General features: G+C 41.5%; 17 protein-coding genes and 1 pseudogene. 5 read left to right on the forward strand and 13 right to left on the reverse strand.

Annotated features, from left to right (window positions below; all coding sequences use genetic code 11):
* Positions 1–137: 137 nt before the first annotated feature.
* From DWX73_RS10650 to DWX73_RS10670, 6 genes are all read right to left on the reverse strand, one after another.
* Positions 138–890, reverse strand: a complete 753-nt coding sequence (locus DWX73_RS10650; RefSeq protein ID WP_118348758.1) for an exodeoxyribonuclease III — start codon at positions 888–890, stop codon at positions 138–140.
* Between the two features lie 9 nt (positions 891–899).
* Entirely contained in the window at positions 900–1,349 is a 450-nt protein-coding gene (nrdR, locus tag DWX73_RS10655) for a transcriptional regulator NrdR (protein WP_118348759.1), read from the reverse strand.
* Positions 1,350–1,469: 120 nt separating this feature from the next.
* Positions 1,470–1,733, reverse strand: coding sequence for a PRC-barrel domain-containing protein (locus tag DWX73_RS10660; RefSeq protein WP_118348760.1), 264 nt, complete (start codon positions 1,731–1,733; stop codon positions 1,470–1,472).
* Between the two features lie 79 nt (positions 1,734–1,812).
* On the reverse strand, positions 1,813–2,013 hold the full coding sequence (locus DWX73_RS15125; RefSeq protein ID WP_330413624.1) for a hypothetical protein: 201 nt from the start codon (positions 2,011–2,013) through the stop codon (positions 1,813–1,815).
* Positions 1,961–3,019 carry an ABC transporter permease gene (locus DWX73_RS10665; protein ID WP_330413625.1) on the reverse strand — a complete coding sequence of 353 codons (1,059 nt, stop codon included), beginning with the start codon at positions 3,017–3,019 and terminating at the stop codon, positions 1,961–1,963. The genes DWX73_RS15125 and DWX73_RS10665 overlap by 53 nt, the downstream gene beginning before the upstream one ends.
* A gap of 2 nt (positions 3,020–3,021) precedes the next feature.
* The gene (locus DWX73_RS10670; protein ID WP_118348761.1) at positions 3,022–3,795 is read right to left on the reverse strand and encodes an ABC transporter ATP-binding protein; all 774 of its coding nucleotides are present in this window, start codon (positions 3,793–3,795) and stop codon (positions 3,022–3,024) included.
* A gap of 199 nt (positions 3,796–3,994) precedes the next feature.
* On the opposite strand from DWX73_RS10670, the gene DWX73_RS10675 reads away from it, so the two are divergent.
* Positions 3,995–4,210, forward strand: coding sequence for a hypothetical protein (locus DWX73_RS10675; RefSeq protein WP_118348762.1), 216 nt, complete (start codon positions 3,995–3,997; stop codon positions 4,208–4,210).
* Positions 4,195–4,386 carry a DUF3783 domain-containing protein gene (locus DWX73_RS15795; RefSeq protein ID WP_118348763.1) on the forward strand — a complete coding sequence of 64 codons (192 nt, stop codon included), beginning with the start codon at positions 4,195–4,197 and terminating at the stop codon, positions 4,384–4,386. Before DWX73_RS10675 ends, DWX73_RS15795 begins: the two co-directional genes overlap by 16 nt.
* A 124-nt stretch (positions 4,387–4,510) precedes the next feature.
* Here DWX73_RS15795 and DWX73_RS10685 read toward each other — a convergent pair whose 3' ends face one another.
* Positions 4,511–6,244: an ABC transporter ATP-binding protein gene (locus DWX73_RS10685; RefSeq protein WP_118348764.1), complete on the reverse strand. Its 1,734-nt coding sequence runs from the start codon at positions 6,242–6,244 to the stop codon at positions 4,511–4,513.
* Complete coding sequence (locus DWX73_RS10690) at positions 6,237–8,030, reverse strand: ABC transporter ATP-binding protein (protein ID WP_118348770.1); 1,794 nt, start codon at positions 8,028–8,030, stop codon at positions 6,237–6,239. The genes DWX73_RS10685 and DWX73_RS10690 overlap by 8 nt, the downstream gene beginning before the upstream one ends.
* A gap of 148 nt (positions 8,031–8,178) precedes the next feature.
* On the opposite strand from DWX73_RS10690, the gene DWX73_RS10695 reads away from it, so the two are divergent.
* A complete protein-coding gene (locus tag DWX73_RS10695; protein ID WP_118348765.1) occupies positions 8,179–8,733 on the forward strand; it encodes a prolyl-tRNA synthetase associated domain-containing protein in 555 nt (184 codons plus the stop codon).
* Between the two features lie 97 nt (positions 8,734–8,830).
* Here DWX73_RS10695 and DWX73_RS10700 read toward each other — a convergent pair whose 3' ends face one another.
* The 5 genes and pseudogenes from DWX73_RS10700 to DWX73_RS10715 form a co-directional block, all read right to left on the reverse strand.
* Positions 8,831–10,039 (reverse strand): metallophosphoesterase, encoded by a 1,209-nt coding sequence (locus DWX73_RS10700; RefSeq protein ID WP_118348766.1) that lies wholly within the window; start codon positions 10,037–10,039, stop codon positions 8,831–8,833.
* Positions 10,036–10,470, reverse strand: a complete 435-nt coding sequence (locus tag DWX73_RS13655; RefSeq protein WP_199413553.1) for a hypothetical protein — start codon at positions 10,468–10,470, stop codon at positions 10,036–10,038. Before DWX73_RS13655 ends, DWX73_RS10700 begins: the two co-directional genes overlap by 4 nt.
* A 41-nt stretch (positions 10,471–10,511) precedes the next feature.
* Positions 10,512–10,676, reverse strand: coding sequence for a hypothetical protein (locus tag DWX73_RS13660; protein WP_199413554.1), 165 nt, complete (start codon positions 10,674–10,676; stop codon positions 10,512–10,514).
* A 105-nt stretch (positions 10,677–10,781) separates the two neighbouring features.
* Entirely contained in the window at positions 10,782–13,409 is a 2,628-nt protein-coding gene (locus DWX73_RS10710) for a hypothetical protein (protein WP_118348767.1), read from the reverse strand.
* Positions 13,402–15,512 (reverse strand): annotated as a pseudogene (locus DWX73_RS10715) (efflux RND transporter permease subunit). Before DWX73_RS10715 ends, DWX73_RS10710 begins: the two are co-directional and overlap by 8 nt.
* A 276-nt stretch (positions 15,513–15,788) precedes the next feature.
* Between DWX73_RS10715 and DWX73_RS10720 the strand changes: the two are divergent.
* Together DWX73_RS10720 and DWX73_RS10725 are read left to right on the forward strand one after the other, a co-directional pair.
* The gene (locus DWX73_RS10720) at positions 15,789–16,292 is read left to right on the forward strand and encodes a VanZ family protein (protein WP_118348768.1); all 504 of its coding nucleotides are present in this window, start codon (positions 15,789–15,791) and stop codon (positions 16,290–16,292) included.
* Positions 16,293–16,481: 189 nt separating this feature from the next.
* Positions 16,482–17,579 carry a helix-turn-helix domain-containing protein gene (locus tag DWX73_RS10725; RefSeq protein WP_118348769.1) on the forward strand — a complete coding sequence of 366 codons (1,098 nt, stop codon included), beginning with the start codon at positions 16,482–16,484 and terminating at the stop codon, positions 17,577–17,579.
* Positions 17,580–17,736: the final 157 nt, after the last annotated feature.

Raw genomic sequence — 17,736 nt, forward strand, 5'->3', positions numbered from 1 at the left:
AAAAAATAAGAATCTCCTGTAGAAAATCAGGTATAAAAACACTGATTTCTACAGGAGATTCTTATTTTAAGATTTAGAAGCTAAAAATCGGTATTAACCGACAGCCCCTTTGGTCACTTATTTTTCAAAATATCTGCTTAGTCAATCTCCAACTGTATCGGGCAATGATCCGATCCATAAATCTCTGTCAGAATTTTCGCACCGCGCAGTCGTTCCTTTAGTTCCTCTGAAACGCAGAAATAGTCAATACGCCAACCGACATTCTTCTCTCTTGCCTGAAAGCGATAAGACCACCAGGAATAGGCTCCTTCAAGCTCCGGATAAAAATAACGAAACGTATCAATAAATCCTGCATCTATAATATTCTGGAATTTTCCACGCTCTTCATCGGTAAATCCCGCATTCTTATGGTTTGTTTTTGGATTCTTCAAGTCAATCTCTCTGTGAGCCACATTCAGATCGCCACAGAAAACAACCGGTTTTTTCTCTTTCAGATCTTTTAGGTAAGAAAGAAATGCATCTTCCCATGCCATCCGATACTCTAATCTTGTGAGCTCCCGCTGTGCGTTCGGCGTATACACTGTCACAAAATAATATTCTTCAAATTCCAGCGTGATCACACGTCCTTCCTGATCGTGTTCCGGCACACCGATACCATAGCTGACTGACAACGGCTTGATTTTCGTAAAAATTGCTGTTCCGGAATAGCCTTTTCGTTCAGCATAATTCCAATACTGATAGTATCCCGGCAGTTCCAGAACGAGCTGTCCTTCCTGCATCTTGCTCTCCTGAATGCAGAAAATATCTGCATCCGCATTTTTAAAAAACTCCTCAAATCCCTTTTGTACACAAGCTCTGATTCCATTTACATTCCATGAAATAAACTTCATTTTGTTCTCCTATTTCAGTATTTTTTTTAATTCTGCCATAAATGTATTCACATCTTTAAATTCCCGATATACTGATGCAAACCGCACATATGCCACTGGATCCAAATCTTTTAGTTTATCCATAACAATCTCGCCGATCTCGCTGCTTTGAATCTCTTTCTCTTCACGGCTGAAAATCTCTGTTTCGATAGCATCAATCGTTTTCTGGATTTCAGAAGCTGATACCGGACGTTTATAACAGGCGCGCAGAATCCCTCCCTCAATCTTTGAGCGATCATATTGTTCCCTATTATTATCTTTCTTAATAATAATCAGTGGAATGGTCTCCACTTTCTCATAAGTTGTAAACCGTTTTCCACATGCATCGCAAGAACGGCGTCTTCTGATGGAACTTCCGTCTTCTGCCGGCCGTGAATCAATTACTCTTGTATCCTGATTACCACAATATGGACACTTCATATGCTCTTCCTCTCTTTGTAATAACGATATTGAAACTAATTACAGTATATCTTCCCACTCTGCGTTTGTAAACGAAATTCTTACTTTTCCTTGCATTTTATCGGTATTTTCTAATGATTTTCAACACTCTTTGCAGCGTTTCAAAAAATTTTCCTCGCAAATTTCCACAAGAATAATATCCGGTCCTACTTTTTTTATACATTCAAACGGAATCACATACTCCGAATCACATCCAAACAATCCACAAACTTTGCAGGGCCCCGGAACGATAATTGCCTGCACACATCCCTGGCACAGATCGAGAATAATATCCGCTACACATCCAAGCCTGCGGCAATTACAAAGATTTACTACTTCTTTTTCTCTCAATTCACAAAAACGCATCCGTGCACCTGCTTTCATCTTCTTATTACTAACAGTATGCACCGGATGCGTATTATGCTACTTTTTCAATATAAATTATCTATGGAGCCATGATCGTCTCCCGATCAAATGCTTTAACGATCACTCCTGTCAGAACTGCACCGCAAATCAATGTTGTTGTCAGTGTCAGCACATACTGCAATGCAGTCACTTCATGGGACAAAATATTTTTCAGTACAATCGCACTATTATAAAGCGGAATACAGAACGCTCCTGTTGATGGCTCCTGATTCGTAAACATTGACATCAATCCGATAACAAGAACAAGAATATATGCCGGCATCACATAAGTATTCGCCTCTTTTGTGGATTTGGCAAATACGGAGAATAATACGATCAGTGTGGCATACAAAAATGCGAGTGCAATCAATATCCCCGCCAACATGGCTCCCTGTCCAAATGTAATCGAAAGTTTTAGCCTCTGTACCCATGCCGGAGAGTGTCCCTGACATCAGAGGCATAGAGATTACCATAACAGCAACGTAAATCAGAGAAGAAATTCCAGAAATGATCATAAGGGCAAATACTTTGCCAAGCACGATGGAACTTCTCTTAACCGGCGATACAAGAAGGCTTGCCATCGTTCCTCTTTCCTTTTCTCCCGCAATCATATCTGTTCCGATTCCCATAGCTCCTGCAAACAGCAAAATCGTAATAAAATATGGGAGCATCATACCGAGTTCTTTTCCGTTTGCTTTCTTTTCATCCTGAACAATCATATCCGGATTATCCGTATTTACCGTAAAGATCATAAGCTGTTCTAAGTCTCCGACTCGTCCTGCCAGCAATGTCTGACGATAAGACTCCAAAACAGTTCCTGTTACTTCCCGGAATGCACTCATGGAATATTCTTCTGACGGATTATAGTATACTTTAATCTGAGGAATCTCATCTCCTTTTTGATAGGAAGCAATACTTTCCTCAAAATTTTCCGGGAACTGCAGCCAGAGGTCTGCCTGTCCGGATGTCAATTCATCCTTTACCACAGTTTCCGATTCCATCGCGCGCAGATCATATGTATATCCGCCTGTCTCCAAAAACTTCTGAAAACTTTCTGGAAACCGCTCCGCATAAATAACCGGAATATGATTGTCAATATCTGCCATCATATTTTTCTGGAGATTTCCGATCAGCATCATAAGTCCTACCATCAAAAGCGCCGGAAGAAGAAATACAGAAAATAGCATTTTCTTATCTTTTACAACTCTTGCAATCTCTTTTCTAAAAATCTCACGAATTCCTTTCATAGCTATTCTTCCCCCTTGATCCCTTTATAGATTTCAAAAAAGGCATCTTCCAAATCCCCGGTTCCAGTCTGCATCAGCAATTCTTCTACCGTTCCTTCTGCCGCTTTTCTTCCATCGATGATCATGCCAATCCGGTCGCACAGTTTCTCTGCCTCAGACATGATGTGCGTAGAAATAATTACAAGCTTGCCTTCTTCTTTTAACTTCTTCAGATAATCTGTCACGCTTCTTGCCGTAACAATGTCGAGTCCATTTGTCGGTTCATCAAAAATAACAATCTCCGGATCATGGACAAGACTGACCGCAATGGCTGCTTTTTGTTTCATACCGGTTGACAGTTCTTTGATCTGCTTATGAGCAAACTCTTTAATTCCAAAATAGGAAAATAACTCTTCTTTTCGCTTTTTCAGCTGCTTCTCCGGAACTTCATGAAGACGTCCAAAAAAGTCAAACATATAATCTGTGGAAAACTGTGGATCAAGCTTAATATCACTTGTAAGAAATCCAATCTGTCTGCGCACTTCTTCGCTTTCCTTCTGTACTTCGTGTCCTCCGACATAGATCTCTCCCTCTGTCGGCTTAATGATCGTAGCAATACAGCGAAGCGTTGTTGTCTTCCCTGCACCATTTGGTCCGAGCAGACCATAGATCTCTCCCGGTTTTGCTGTCAGTTCCAAGTGATCCACCGCCACTTTTTTCGGATTCTTCGTATGCAGTTCCTGCATCTGGCGCTTATTCAGCTTATATACTTTTGTTAAATTACGAATCTCAATCATATATCTTTCCTCCCGATCCAGATAACCTGTAATTGTATTTCTGTATTATTTATTTAATACAATAATATTATTTGTTTCTTTTGTCAATATATTTATGGATTTTTTCAAAAAATCTTCCGCGTTGACAGAAAAACCGCTCCATGCAATAATACATGTATCTGAATCGAAATTTTTGCGCAAGAAAGGAAACCATATTACTATGATAAAAGAAACCGTATTACTATTTAATTTTCAAGACCGCACTCAGCTTCGCAAGCTGGAAATGCTGCTGCTGCCGATGAAGATCCGTCTGAAAAAAGTAGCAAAAGAAGACTATTTAAAACCACTTGGCAGCTTCGTAAACAGCCTGATGTCACTTTCTCTGATACATGTTATGACGGAGAAGAACTGCCTGCACCAATGGTTGTCTTTGTGAATCTTCCCGGCAGCCGTCTCGATACGATACTTGCTGGAATTCGCCGAAATAAAATCGGACCAATTCCTCACAAGGCAATCCTCACACAGACAAATCAGCATTGGAATGTTTTACAGTGTTTCAAAGAAATTGACGCCGAACACAAAGCTATGACAGAATCATCCTCTCTCTCTTAACCAAAAAGGAAGTCTGACACATCTCTCCCCGATGTGCCGGGCTTCCTCTTTTGTCGCAATTTTGTTCTGCCAGACATCAAATATCTATCAGCTTTCTGCCGTCATCTCTGCCTTACGGAACAGTTTAAAACTGACTTTCATACAATTTTTTATAAAATCCATTTTTTTGAAGTAATTCTTCGTGACTTCCCTGCTCAATAATATTTCCCTCTTTCATCACAAGGATTGTATCAGCTTCTTTAATTGTCGAAAGCCGGTGCGCTACAATAAAACTTGTGCGCCCCTTCATCATTCGTTGAAAAGCTTCCTGAATCTTAAGCTCTGTGCGCGTGTCGATCGAAGAAGTTGCCTCATCAAGAATCAGCATCGGCGGCAAATTCAACATCACTCTTGCAATACAAAGCAGCTGTTTCTGCCCCTGAGAAAGATTGCCTCCTTCCTCCGTAATCTTCGTATCGTATCCATTCTGCATACGCTTGATAAAACTGTGGGCATGAGCTGCCTTCGCTGCCGCAACAATCTGTTCTCTTGAAGCCTCCGGATATCCATAGGCAATATTTTCTGCAATAGTTCCCGTCTTCAGCCATGTTTCCTGAAGTACCATGCCATACTGGGCTCTCATACTATCCTTTTGTATATCGGCAATGTTATGGCCGCTTAACAGAATCTTCCCTGCATCAATCTCATAAAACCGCATCAACAGATTGATCAGCGTTGTTTTACCGCATCCTGTAGGACCAACAATCGCAATTTTCTGTCCCGGCTTCACATCAAGGTTAAGCTCTTGAAGCAGAGGAACTTCCGGCTGATAAGAGAAGGATACGTCTTGCAGTTTTAAGCTTCCATCAACTTCTTTTAGCGCAGCTGCCCCAGGTGCATCCGGCTCTTCTGCCGGTTCTTCCATAAAGTCAAACACTCGTTTCGCACAGGCAATGGCATTTTGCAGTTCTGTTACTACGCTGGAAATTTCATTAAATGGTTTTGTATACTGATTGGCATATGTCAAAAAACATGAAAGCTGTCCGACAGTAATAGCGCCACCCATAGCCATAACTGCCCCCACAATTCCCACTCCTGTATATACAAGTCCATTTACAAACCTTGTACTTGGATTCGTAATGGATGAGAAAAAGGTTGCTTTCAAACTGCAGCTTTGAAGTCTGACATTAATTTCATCAAACCGCTCCGTCGCTCGTCTGCCATATCCAAATGCCTGCACGACTTTCTGGTTTCCTACCATTTCATCTACAAGCGCTGTCATTTCCGCCCTTGTCTCAGATTGTTTTTGGAACATCGTATAGGTTCGTTTTGCAATGAAACTTGCTACAAATAAGGACAGTGGTGTAATCAAAATGACTACAAGAGATATCTGCACATTAATAGCCAGCATAAAACCAAGTGTCCCAAAAATTGTGACAAGACCTGTAAAAAGCTGTGTGAACCCCATCAAGAGTCCGTCAGAAAACTGCTCCACATCCGTAATGATCCGGCTGATCGTCTCACCGTACTGATGTGAATCCACATATTTTAGCGGAAGCACCTGAAGTCTCGCAAAAGCCTCTGTTCTTACATCTTTTACCACACAGTAAGTAATTCTGTTATTGCACAGATTCATAAGCCACTGGGCCGCTCCGGTCATACAAATAATTACCGCAAGCTTTTTCAAAATATGAAAAATCGCTGCAAAATCAACCTTTCCCTCTGCCAAAATATAGTCTACAGCATCTCCTACCAGAATCGGAGCATATAGCGTCGTTCCGACAGTTATCACCGCAAATACCAGAGAGCAGACTACAAACAAGCGATAAGGACGGATTCGTTTTAATATCTTTTTTATTGTCTCTTCCTGTTTACGCATGATGCTCCACCTCCTCTTTCGAAAGCTGAGAATAACAGATTTCCTGATACACCTGACAGGATGCCAGAAGTTCTTGATGTGTTCCCTTTCCTGCGATTCTTCCGTCATCCATAACAAGAATCTGATCTGCCTGCATAATAGAGGCTGCCCGCTGTGATACAATAAACACCGTCATTCCTTCGGTATCCTCTGCGATTGCCCTGCGAAGTTTCGCATCTGTAGCAAAATCAAGTGCAGATGCACTGTCATCCAGAATCAAAATCTTCGGTTGTCTCACAAGCGCCCTCGCAATCGTCAGACGCTGTCTCTGTCCACCGGACAGATTCTTTCCGCCTTCACTGACCACGGTGTCCAATCCGTCTTTTTTTCCTTCAATAATTTCTCTGCCCTGGGCAGTTGTCAGCGCCTGCATCATCTCTTCTTCCGAAGCGTTTTCCTTTCCCATACGCAGATTATCCCGAATTGTGCCATGAAACAGAACAGCCTTTTGCGGAACAACTCCAATCTGTTTCCGCAAAGTTTCCAGAGAACTTTCTTTTACCGGCATTCCATTTACTTTTACACATCCGGCTGTCGCATCATAGAATCTCGGAATCAGATTCACAAGCGTAGACTTACCGGATCCTGTACCGCCAATGATTCCGATTACTTCCCCTTTCTTTGCAGAAAACGTAATATCACTGAGCGCCTCCTCCTTTGCTCCTGCATAGGTAAAGCTTACATGATCCATTTCCACTGCCGGCGCCTCCTGTGTTTCGTTTCCGCATGTATCTTCCGCTTCACGCCCAGACGAATTTGCCTCCTTGCTTTCTGTCCGACCAGCTCCAATGCCGGAGCAGATACTCGGCTTTAACGCAAACACTTCGTTGACACGTCCTGCCGATGCCAGCGCTTTTGTAAAAGACACGATGAGATTCGCCAATGCTACAAGCGCAATCAGAATCTGTGTCATGTAATTGACAAGAGCAATCACTTCTCCCTGAGTAATACTTCCTCCAAACACTCTTTTTCCGCCAACCCAGACAATTGCAATTGTTGCCGCATTTACAATAATGTAAGTCATCGGATTCAGCGCTGCCGAAATCTTACCAACAAGCATCTGCATTCGCATGAGCATATCACTTTCTTCCTCAAACTGCTTCTGCTCTTCCTTCTGCGTACGAAATGCCCGAATCACGCGGATACCGGCCAGATTTTCTCTTGTTGTCAGAAGTACCTGATCCAATCCTTTTTGTACTTTTCGATAAAGCGGGATTGTTATCAGCATAATACCATAAATAACAACTGCCAGAAGCGGCACTGCTACGACAAATACGAGCGCAGCCTGAAAATCAATCGTAAACGCCATCACCATAGCTCCCACTACAATAAACGGGGATCGAAGGAGCAGACGCAGCACCAGATTTACTCCTGACTGTACCTGATTGATATCACTTGTCATGCGTGTTACAAGAGTAGAACTTCCAGCCTGATCAATCTCTGTATAAGAAAGGGATTCAATATGCGCAAACAGATCATGCCTGAGCTCTGTTCCAAATCCAATGGCTGCCTTTGCTGCAAAATACTGTGCAGTCAGCGAGCAAGTAAGCCCAAGCACACCAAGAAATACAAGAACGCCTCCCATTTTTAATATATATCCCATGTCCTGATTCTTAATCCCCACATCAATAATATCTGCCATGACAAGGGGCACAATTAATTCAAAACATGCCTCAAGCAGCTTAAACAGCGGCCCGATAATACTCTCTTTTTTATACCCTTTTAAATACGGTAATAATCGAAACATATGCTCTCTTCTTCCTTTCTCTTCTGCCGATTTAACCGGCGGCAGTTTCTTGTACATTATACGTCCTGAATTGACTTTACACAAGCGATTATGCTATACTTTTCCCAAATTACTATACGAAATCATACTTGAATAAAGGAGGATATTTATGTATATCGATAAGACATTATACACAACTGCCCCATCTGCTGAAGGACGTCTTGAAAAAGAAATGCAGGTATATGAACTGTTAGATCAACTTCAGATTTCATATACCAGAATTGACCACGAACACGCAGATACGATTGAGGACTGCGCTGCCATTGAAACATTACTTGGCGCACAGATCTGCAAGAATCTCTTTCTCCGCAACCGCCAGGCAACCAATTTTTATCTGCTCTTAATGCCGGGAGACAAACGTTTTCTTACAAAAGAGCTCTCCAAACAACTTGGTATTTCCCGCCTCTCTTTTGCAGAGCCGGAATATATGGAGCAGTATCTTAACACAACGCCCGGTTCTGCAAGCATTCTCGGTCTTATGAACGATCCGGAACACCATGTACAGTTAGTCATTGATGAAGATCTTCTGAAACAGGATGTGATCGGCTGCCATCCTTGCATCAACACAAGCAGCCTCAATCTTAAAACAGTCGATATTTTAGAGAAATTCTTACCACATACCGGCCATTCTTACGCAGTTGTAACACTGACCGGCGAGGCATAACATTTACCTGCAATTAAGGCAGATACCAATGCGTCCGCATCTGTGTATCTGCCTTTTTATCTGCTTTTTATCTTCTTAATTAAAATTATTTTCTCCATTAAGGCTGCTTGTTCTCTGGCTGAAAGTTCACATCAATCATAACGATCTCACTGTCTGTTCCAACTCTCATATTCGGTCCGAATAATCCGATTCCGGATGTAACAATATTATGCATCCCGTCTTTATTCAGATAACCGTACGGATTCTCCCACAGAAACGGCATGATAAGATTTCCCGGAAACATCTGCCCATTATGTGTATGACCGCAGAGATCCATATCAATTCCCGCATCTGCCAGTTCCTGAAGCTCACTCGGCTCATGATCAATTACAATAAGCGGTTTAGAAAGGTCCAATCCTTCGATTAATTCTTTAGGAGTTTTTCTCTGTTCTATCCCCCTGCCAGGCACTTTCGCGTCAGGTCTTCCGCAAAGATAAAACGCATCATCAATACAAACTGCTTCGTCCCTCAACAGTATAATTCCTGCCTCTTCCAGAAATTTATCCATTCGTTCATCACTCATTTTCTTCTGATCGCTGTCAAATGTAAATCCTGCCAGAATCTTCTCTTGAATATCATGGTTACCATAGCAGGCATATACTCCATATGTGCTTTCGATACTCCGGAAAATTTGAATCAATTCTTCCGGATCATCCAGCGCTTCGTATTCATTGTCAAAAATATCTCCTGCAATACATACAAGATCCGGCTGCTGCGCGTTGATCTTCTTTGCCATCTCACGCATCTGCCATGTGCCAATACTGTATCCAAGATGAATGTCTGCTACAAGAGCAATCTTCAGTTCTTCTCTTCCGGCACACCTTTTTTCTACAGTTACCTCATAGGGAGTAGTCCGGATATGGCGCACATGAAGTACCCCATACACGGAAACCGATGCGATCAGAATCACGCAGCATGTTCCTGTAATCACAAAGGTTCTGCGGGAACGAAGTCTTTCTTGTGGAATCCAGCGTATTCGTTTCAGGAAAAAACGTCCCAAATCTACGATAACAATCACAAGAATCATGTAAAGAGAAACACCAAGCCAGTAATTCCCAAAACATTTGAAAAATCTCTGCGCCATAGAAGGTTTCAGGAAAAATCCAATTCCAAGAGACAACGCAGAAAATGTATATACGATTCCGATGAAAATTCTGATCCACTTTTTCTTAAAATGCCTGCTGCAGGCGCTCATATAGCGGATTCCCCACCGAAATACATACAGATTGACGAGTACATACAACGGAAACAGATATACTGCTATCATACGTTCGCTTCTTCCTCTTTTTCTTGCAGTGTGTTCTCCCGGCGCTCTTTCTCCTGCTGTTCTTTTTCTTCAAGCATCTCTTCTTCTGTCAGACGCTTGATTCTTTCATCCAGGCCATGTGTCACAACATATTCATAAGTTGTCCGAGGTACAAGGTGACTCCACGGAAGGTTGCAAACAATCTTACTTCTGACTTCCGTTGCCGTAGTTCCCTTCTCCTCTTCCGGACGATTCCAGAGAACTTCTACTTTCACTCCGAGATCTTCCAATATCTTCTTCTTTTCCTCTCCCCACTTATCACAGATACTCATGAAAAATGTGGCATCTTTCGGCGCATACTGTAAAATATATTCCGGACGGTTAATCGGGAACGGAATAATATCAAATTCCTCTCTCTTCACACCAAAATCAAGCAGCGCTGCCTGAATCATCTCCATTCGCTCATAATATGTGAGTGGGTTTGCCGTTTTTTTTAGAACGTTTTTTTATCATTTTCACTTTCTTTAATGTAAGAATCATCCGGATTGCTGATTCCCACATATAATTTCTTACATCTCATTTTCGCCGCAAGCAGATATTCCATATGCTTTAAATGCAGTATCTGAAAACGGCCATGAATTACTCCAACATCTACCATTGTTCTTATCCCCTTTTTGTCTTTCCTATTTATCATAAAACAAAAAAACCGGTTTGGCAACCATGCCAAACCAGTTTTCCCAATGCTTTTTCCTATAGTATTGCTCTACTTATTTACCTCTACAGTTTCTGTTTCAAAAATAAATTTCACTTCACCGGACATATCTTCCGAAATTCCACTAAACGATTCATAGTTTTCTGAAAGATCTGCCAGACTCTTCAAGCGATTGAATACATTTTCCAGATCTCCGGTAAGCACATCAGAAATCTTCTCGATTCCTTCTTCGTTAAATTCTTTCATACCGTCTGCCAGTTTATCTGCTCCTTCTGACAGTTCATCTATTCCGGAAAGGAGCTTAGATGTACCGAATTTCAATGTATCAGTGCCGGCTGCAAGCTGAGAAGTTCCGTCTGCAAGAGCAGAAGCTCCTGTCAAAAGTGTTGGTGTTCCTTCTTTTAACTTATTCGCCCCAACAATCAAATCTTTTCCTGACATTTTCAGAAGGCTGCTTCCGCTTAACAGCTGGCTGTCGTTAGCCTGAAGTGTCTGGAATCCGCCAAGAAGCTGATTGACCCCTTCTTCTGTCTTAGATGCCAGCAAAACAGAATTGTCCGTCAATGTGTCCACTGCCTCTGCTGCATTTCCTGTACCTGCTTTCAATGCATTCGCTCCTTCTGACAGCTGTTTTAATCCATCTACTAACTGTTTTGCCGGATCTCCGGCATTGTCAAGCATTTCTGACATGGCATCCATTTTTGCTGCCGCTGCATCCATCTGTGCAGCTCCTTCTGTCAATCCTTTTATCAGTTCACTGTCTGCTCCGAGTTTTTTCGCCCCTTCCGTCAGCGCTGTTCCACCGGCTTCAAGCTTTGCTGCACCGGCTGTAAGAGATGCAGATGCTCCCTGTAACGCCTGCGCCACCTGGCCTCCCTCTGCAAACGGATTTGCGACAGATACTTCCGGAATATCTACCGATACACTTCCCACTTCCACTGTGCCCGCAGAAGCGCTTACTTCATTTCGCACTGTTGCTGCTGCCGCTTCTGCTACAGATTCGTCTGTACCTGCAGCAAGAAGCTGACTTTTTACTTCTTCCGCTGCTTTTTCTGCACGTGCATTTACTTCATCTGTCTGCGCCTGCAGTTTTTCATTTGCTTCCTGCTCTGTTTTTGCAAGCGCTGCATTTACCTGATTCTGTGTATCTGTCTCTGCTGCCTGAAGTTTTGCATTCACTTCTGCCACAGACTGATTTATCGCTCCGGAAGCGGTTGTCAACACCTTGCTAAGTTCTGTTAGCTGCTTGCCTGATGTATTCATTCCTGCTCCGGCCTCCTGCATCGCTTTCGCTCCGTTTTCAATTCCGGAAGCAGCTTGAGTAATTGCTTCCTTTGCAGTAGTTAATCCCTTTCCAAGTAACTTCATTTGTTTTGATAATGTTTTCAAATTTTCAGCACTCATCATTGGCGCAAGCTGTTTTGTTTCTTCATAAATCTTCTTTGCTCCAACAGCAAGCTGCTCTGCTCCAGCCTCCAGTCCTTTTTCTCCAAACGCCTGATTTTGAAAAGCAGTAATTCCTTCTGACAATTTTCTCACATTTTCTGATAATACCGGAAGTTTCTGATTCGCTCCCTGCTGAATTGTTCCAACACCTTCGACATATGCTGCAATTCCATCAGACAGTGTAGAAGCGCCCTCTGTATAGCCTGCTACTCCCTCCACCAGCTGTCCAGTTCCCGATGTATAAGTCTGCAGGCCTCCGTACAATGTTTTGGCGCCTGTATTTACCTGGCTGGCTCCCGCTGCCAGTGTATCGATTCCTGAAGCAAATTCAGATGATTTTTCTTTTAATGTCCGTACTCCGTCTGCCAGTGTAGAACTGCCGTCTACAAGCTTAAGTGAAGCATCTGTCAATTCATTTACTTTATCCGTTAGTTCATCCAGATTGTCCGCATCACTTAATCCAAGCTCTGCAAATGCATCTGCACTGCCTACCGTAAAAATAGAACCCATTTCAAATTCTGTTACATCTGCCGTAATTGTTAAACTCTCCGGAATTTCAAGTGTATCCTCATCTGTCAGATCAAGGCTTTCTGTCAATCCCGGAAGTACTGCTCCTGCCACAATCTGTCTGCTTGCATCAGAGATTACTTTTCCGTGGTCAATCTCAATATTTTTGAAATGCTCTGTCGGAAAAATGCCTCCTGTCAACATCAAAAATGGTACGCACATTTCTGTCTGCGTTCCATTTACATCTACCATCTGGCGCGTCCGGTTTGTATAAGTAATCTTCATTTCCATATGGCCGCTCTTACCTGCCATCTCTTCCGGTGACATTTCTCTTCCGTCCAATGTATAAGTAATCTTCATTGTTACCGGAAGTTCCTTTGTGCTTTCTCCCTGATAATAAATATCTTCTCCGGCTGCATCCCATACAAGCGCTTCTCCATTTTGTGCAAAGGTTTCCTCTCCTTTCACATTCTGGATATTGGAAAGCGACGACTGATCTTCTATTTTTTCCTTTGCTTCTTCATTTTTCAGCCAATCAGAGACTGTAATTTTCTCTACGCTTCCATCTGCTCCTGTATTCACATAAACAGATTCATCTTTATACTGTCTATTTGCATTCGTTTCATCCTGATCTGCAGCCATTACACACATCCCACAACCTGATACAGAGACTGATGCTGCCGCAATCATAGCCATATGTTTTTTCCAATTCTGATTTCTATTCATAACAAGTTTCCTTCCTTTCCGTCTGCTGTTTCTTCTCTTTTTTTGGCAAAAAACCGATAGAAGTTCTAACGATCACCGGATCAAATACCATAAACATTGCCGGCAGTACAAAAATTACAACAATTGTACTGATAACTGCACCTCTGGAAAGCAGGGTACAGATAGAACCGATCATATCTACCTGTGAATACAGGCTGACACCATAAGTTGCAGCAAAGAAACTAATACCACTAATCATAATCGACTTCATCGAAGTTTTATGTGCAATACTGATTGCATCCATCTTACTTCTGCCACGGTATCTTTCTTTCTGATAACGGCTCGTCATCAGAATTGCGTAGTCTACGGTAGCTCCCAGCTGAATCGTTCCAATTACGATACTTGCCACAAACGGAAGTTCCGTACCGGTATAGAACGGAATTGCCATATTCACAAAAATCGCAAACTCAATAACTGCTACAAGAATGACCGGAAGTGAAATGGATTTAAACACAAACATAATAATCAGGAAGATTGCCGCAATCGAAATTATATTAACGTTTCTCAAATCGATATCTGTCACATCAGCAAGGTCTTTTGTCAGAGGCGCTTCCCCAATTACCATAGATCCTCTGCTGTAAGATTTCACGATTTTATCAATAGCATCAATCTGCTTATTAACTTCATCTGTCGCCGTCTTGTATTCGGAACAGATGAACTCCATTTCGTACTCATCACTTTGCATCAGCTCTTTTATGTCATACGGAATCATAGAGGATGGGACTCCCGGTCCAATAATAGAATCAAGTCCTAATGCCCATTTCACGCCGTCTACTTTCTCAATCTCATTTAACATGCTCTCTTTCTCTTTGCTGCTCATGCCGTTTTTCACAAGCACCATGTGCACGTTATTCATTTTAAAATCTTCCTGCAGCTTCTTATTCGCCACATTACTCTCAAGAGATGCCGGAAGTGACTTATCAATGTTGTAATATACCTTTACATTATTATTTCCGTAAACTGCAGGCACGATCAGAATCAGGAAAATCACAAGCCAGAGTTTCTCGTGCTTTGTAATAAATGCAGAAATCCGATCCATATTCGGGATCAATGCTTTATGCTTTGTTTTTTCAATCAGTTTATCAAAGATCAATATCATAGACGGAAGGAGTGTAACACAGCAAAGCACACCGATTACAACGCCCTTTGCCATGACAATACCAATATTCATTCCAAGCTTAAATGTCATAAAGCAAAGTGCTACAAAACCTGCGATCGTCGTAACAGAACTTCCAACAACCGATTTAAATGTATTTGCAATCGCATGCCCCATAGCCCGTTCTTTCTGTCCCGGAAAACGAAGCTTATTATCTTCATAACTATTCAGAAGGAAGATAGAATAATCCATCGTCACACCAAGCTGAAGTACCGCTGTCAGCGCTTGTGTAATATACGAAATCTCCCCAAGGAAGAGATTGCTTCCCAGATTGTATAAAATTGCAGCTCCAATACTGATTAGAAATAATACCGGAACAACGAAAGATTCCATTGTAAGTCCCAGTACAATAAGACAAAGGACTGCTGCAATGACAACATACATTGGCATTTCTTTCAATGACAGATTTTTAATATCTGTAACAATTCCTGTCATACCGCTGATGAAACACTCTTTTCCAACAAGATCTCTCATCTGGCTTACCGCTCCATAGAAGTATCTGAAGAAGTCGTATCATCAAACATAACTGCCATCATCGTAGCATTTCCCTGAAACAATACATCCCGAATCTTTTTCGGAAGCATATCTACCGGTATCGAAAGATCTGCCACACTGTCATACCAGAGTACCTTCTCTACATGATCAATCCCCTCAATCTTTTCTTTCAATGCAGCCACGTTCTTCAAAGGCATATCTTCTACAACCACCATAGAAAATGCACCTGTTCCAAACTGATCTACCATGATTTCCTGTCCTTTGACTGTTTCCAGATCTTCCGGAAGATAACTCAGAATATCGTAGTTTACCTTTGTACGCGAGATACCGATTCCAGCCGGAACAAGTAACACAATCGCCAGCAGGAAGAAAAACCATTTCCATTTGGCAATTTTCTTACCTATCTTTACCATCATTTTCATACACCCTTTCCATTTATGACTAATAGTCATTTATTTCATACTATGGTATACGCTTAAAATGACTAAAAGTCAACTACTTCATTTTCAATTTAATAAACTTTTAACAAATTGACTATCAGTCATAAATTTTCTATAAATAAATCGAAAGATCTTAAGAAAATTGTATGAATTTCTTTAGAAAATCGTATCCGTTTCATTATTGAAGTATTCTCTTTTCTTATGTTACAATGCTTTGCGAAGAATCTCATAACTCAGGAGGAAAATTACATGAAACTTCAGAACAAAAAAATAACCATATTTTTGTTTGATATTTATTTTGCCGCATTGATCTGGATTATCTTATTTAAAATGGATCTGTCCATCCTCTCTTTTCGCCAGCCACGCAGCATGAATCTCATTCCATTTTCTGCATCTGCGATTTCTAACGGCACTATTGATTTATCTGAGCTCTTAAACAACATACTGATTTTTATTCCTTGCGGGATTTATGCCTGTATGCTGCTCCCGGAACATTCTTTTTTCATTAAAGTACTTCCGGCATTTTTCATAAGTCTTGGTCTGGAACTCTTTCAGTTTCTTCTTGCAGTCGGCGCCTGTGATATTACAGATCTGATCAATAATACCTTCGGAGGAATCATAGGTATTATCCTATATTGGATCTTTTCAAAAATATTCAAAAAGCACACCAATGCCATCATAAACCTCCTGGCATTCACTGCCACAACACTTATGATTGCCTTTATTTCTATACTTCTTCTTGGAAATGCATAAGGAGTTTCTATTCTGCCTTAATCGTTCCATGACAAACAGTAAAATAAACTAACAGTTAAATTTTCTATTCAAAAATGAACATACAATCAATTGTGACGTTTCCTGCTGCTTGATATAATAACTATATGAAAAATCAACAATCAGAAATATGGATTAACACATGGAATTAATTCATGAGGTAGGTAGCATATGAAAATAAATGAAATGATTAAACAGAAACGTATCGAACAGAAACTGACACAGGAACAAGTAGCAAAATACCTTGGCGTATCGGCGCCTGCTGTAAACAAATGGGAAAAAGGAACTTCTTACCCGGATATTACCCTTTTACCTCCACTGGCAAGATTGCTGCATACTGATCTAAACACGCTGCTTTCTTTTCACGAGACACTCACCGACCGGGAAATTGCATTATTTCTCAATGATTTATCCGCAATTGCAGACCGAGACGGATTTCAAACTGCTTACGATACAGCGTTAGAGAAAATCCGCCTCTTTCCGACTTGTGATTCTTTGATTTTAAACAGCGCTCTCTTTTTGGAAGGATGCCTTATTTATAAGAAGGGACATCCTTCCAAAGACACAGAACAATATCAGGAAAAAATCGAAAACCTTTTTCTTCGCGCCGCTGAAAGTAATGATCTTAATGTCAGAAGTCAGGCACAGGCACAGCTCATTTCCAAATACATCGAACGTAAAGAGTATGAGCAGGCACAGACACTGATCGATCAGCTGCCGGATGCTATCTGGACAGATAAAAAACAGCTGCAGGCGAATCTCTTCATTGCCAGCGAACGCTACAGCGACGCCGCAAAGCTGGCCGAAGAAAAACTGCTGTCACAGGCTTCCGAACTGCACTGTACACTTATAACACTTTTGGAAATTGCACTCAAGGAACGGCGGAATGAAGATGCCGAATATATTGCAAATGTTTCCAAATCGACTGCAACGGCGTTGGATCAATGGGAGTATGCATCTTATGTAGCTCATTTTCAGCTCCACTGTGCCAAAAAAGAACGAATCAAAACACTAAAAACCTTCCTTCAAATGATTCGCTCACTCTCAAAAAAATGGAATCTGAATGCCTCTCCTCTTTATCGCCATATCAAAACAAAGCCTGTCGATACAGCTTTTGGCGGCACACTGAAGAAAACTCTTCTCAACTTACTGAAAGAAGATCCAGAATATGATTTTCTAAATATCAGTGAAAATATCACTGAAAACATCAGCGAAGACGCCCTGTCTGAACTTTTGGCTATAGAAGAAGAAAAGGAATTGCACCATTAGAGACAGACTCCAATCGAGTAGGAGGCTAATCATTAATTGATTAGCCGACTCTCACACCACCTAGCATACCGTTCAGTACTAGGCGGTCCTTAGTTTTCACAAACTACTAGATAATAGTCAAGCATGGATGTATAACCTAGCTTGGCTATTACTTTCT

It is taken from the genome of Coprococcus sp. AF21-14LB, assembly GCF_003458885.1.
Lineage (GTDB): Bacteria > Bacillota > Clostridia > Lachnospirales > Lachnospiraceae > UBA9414.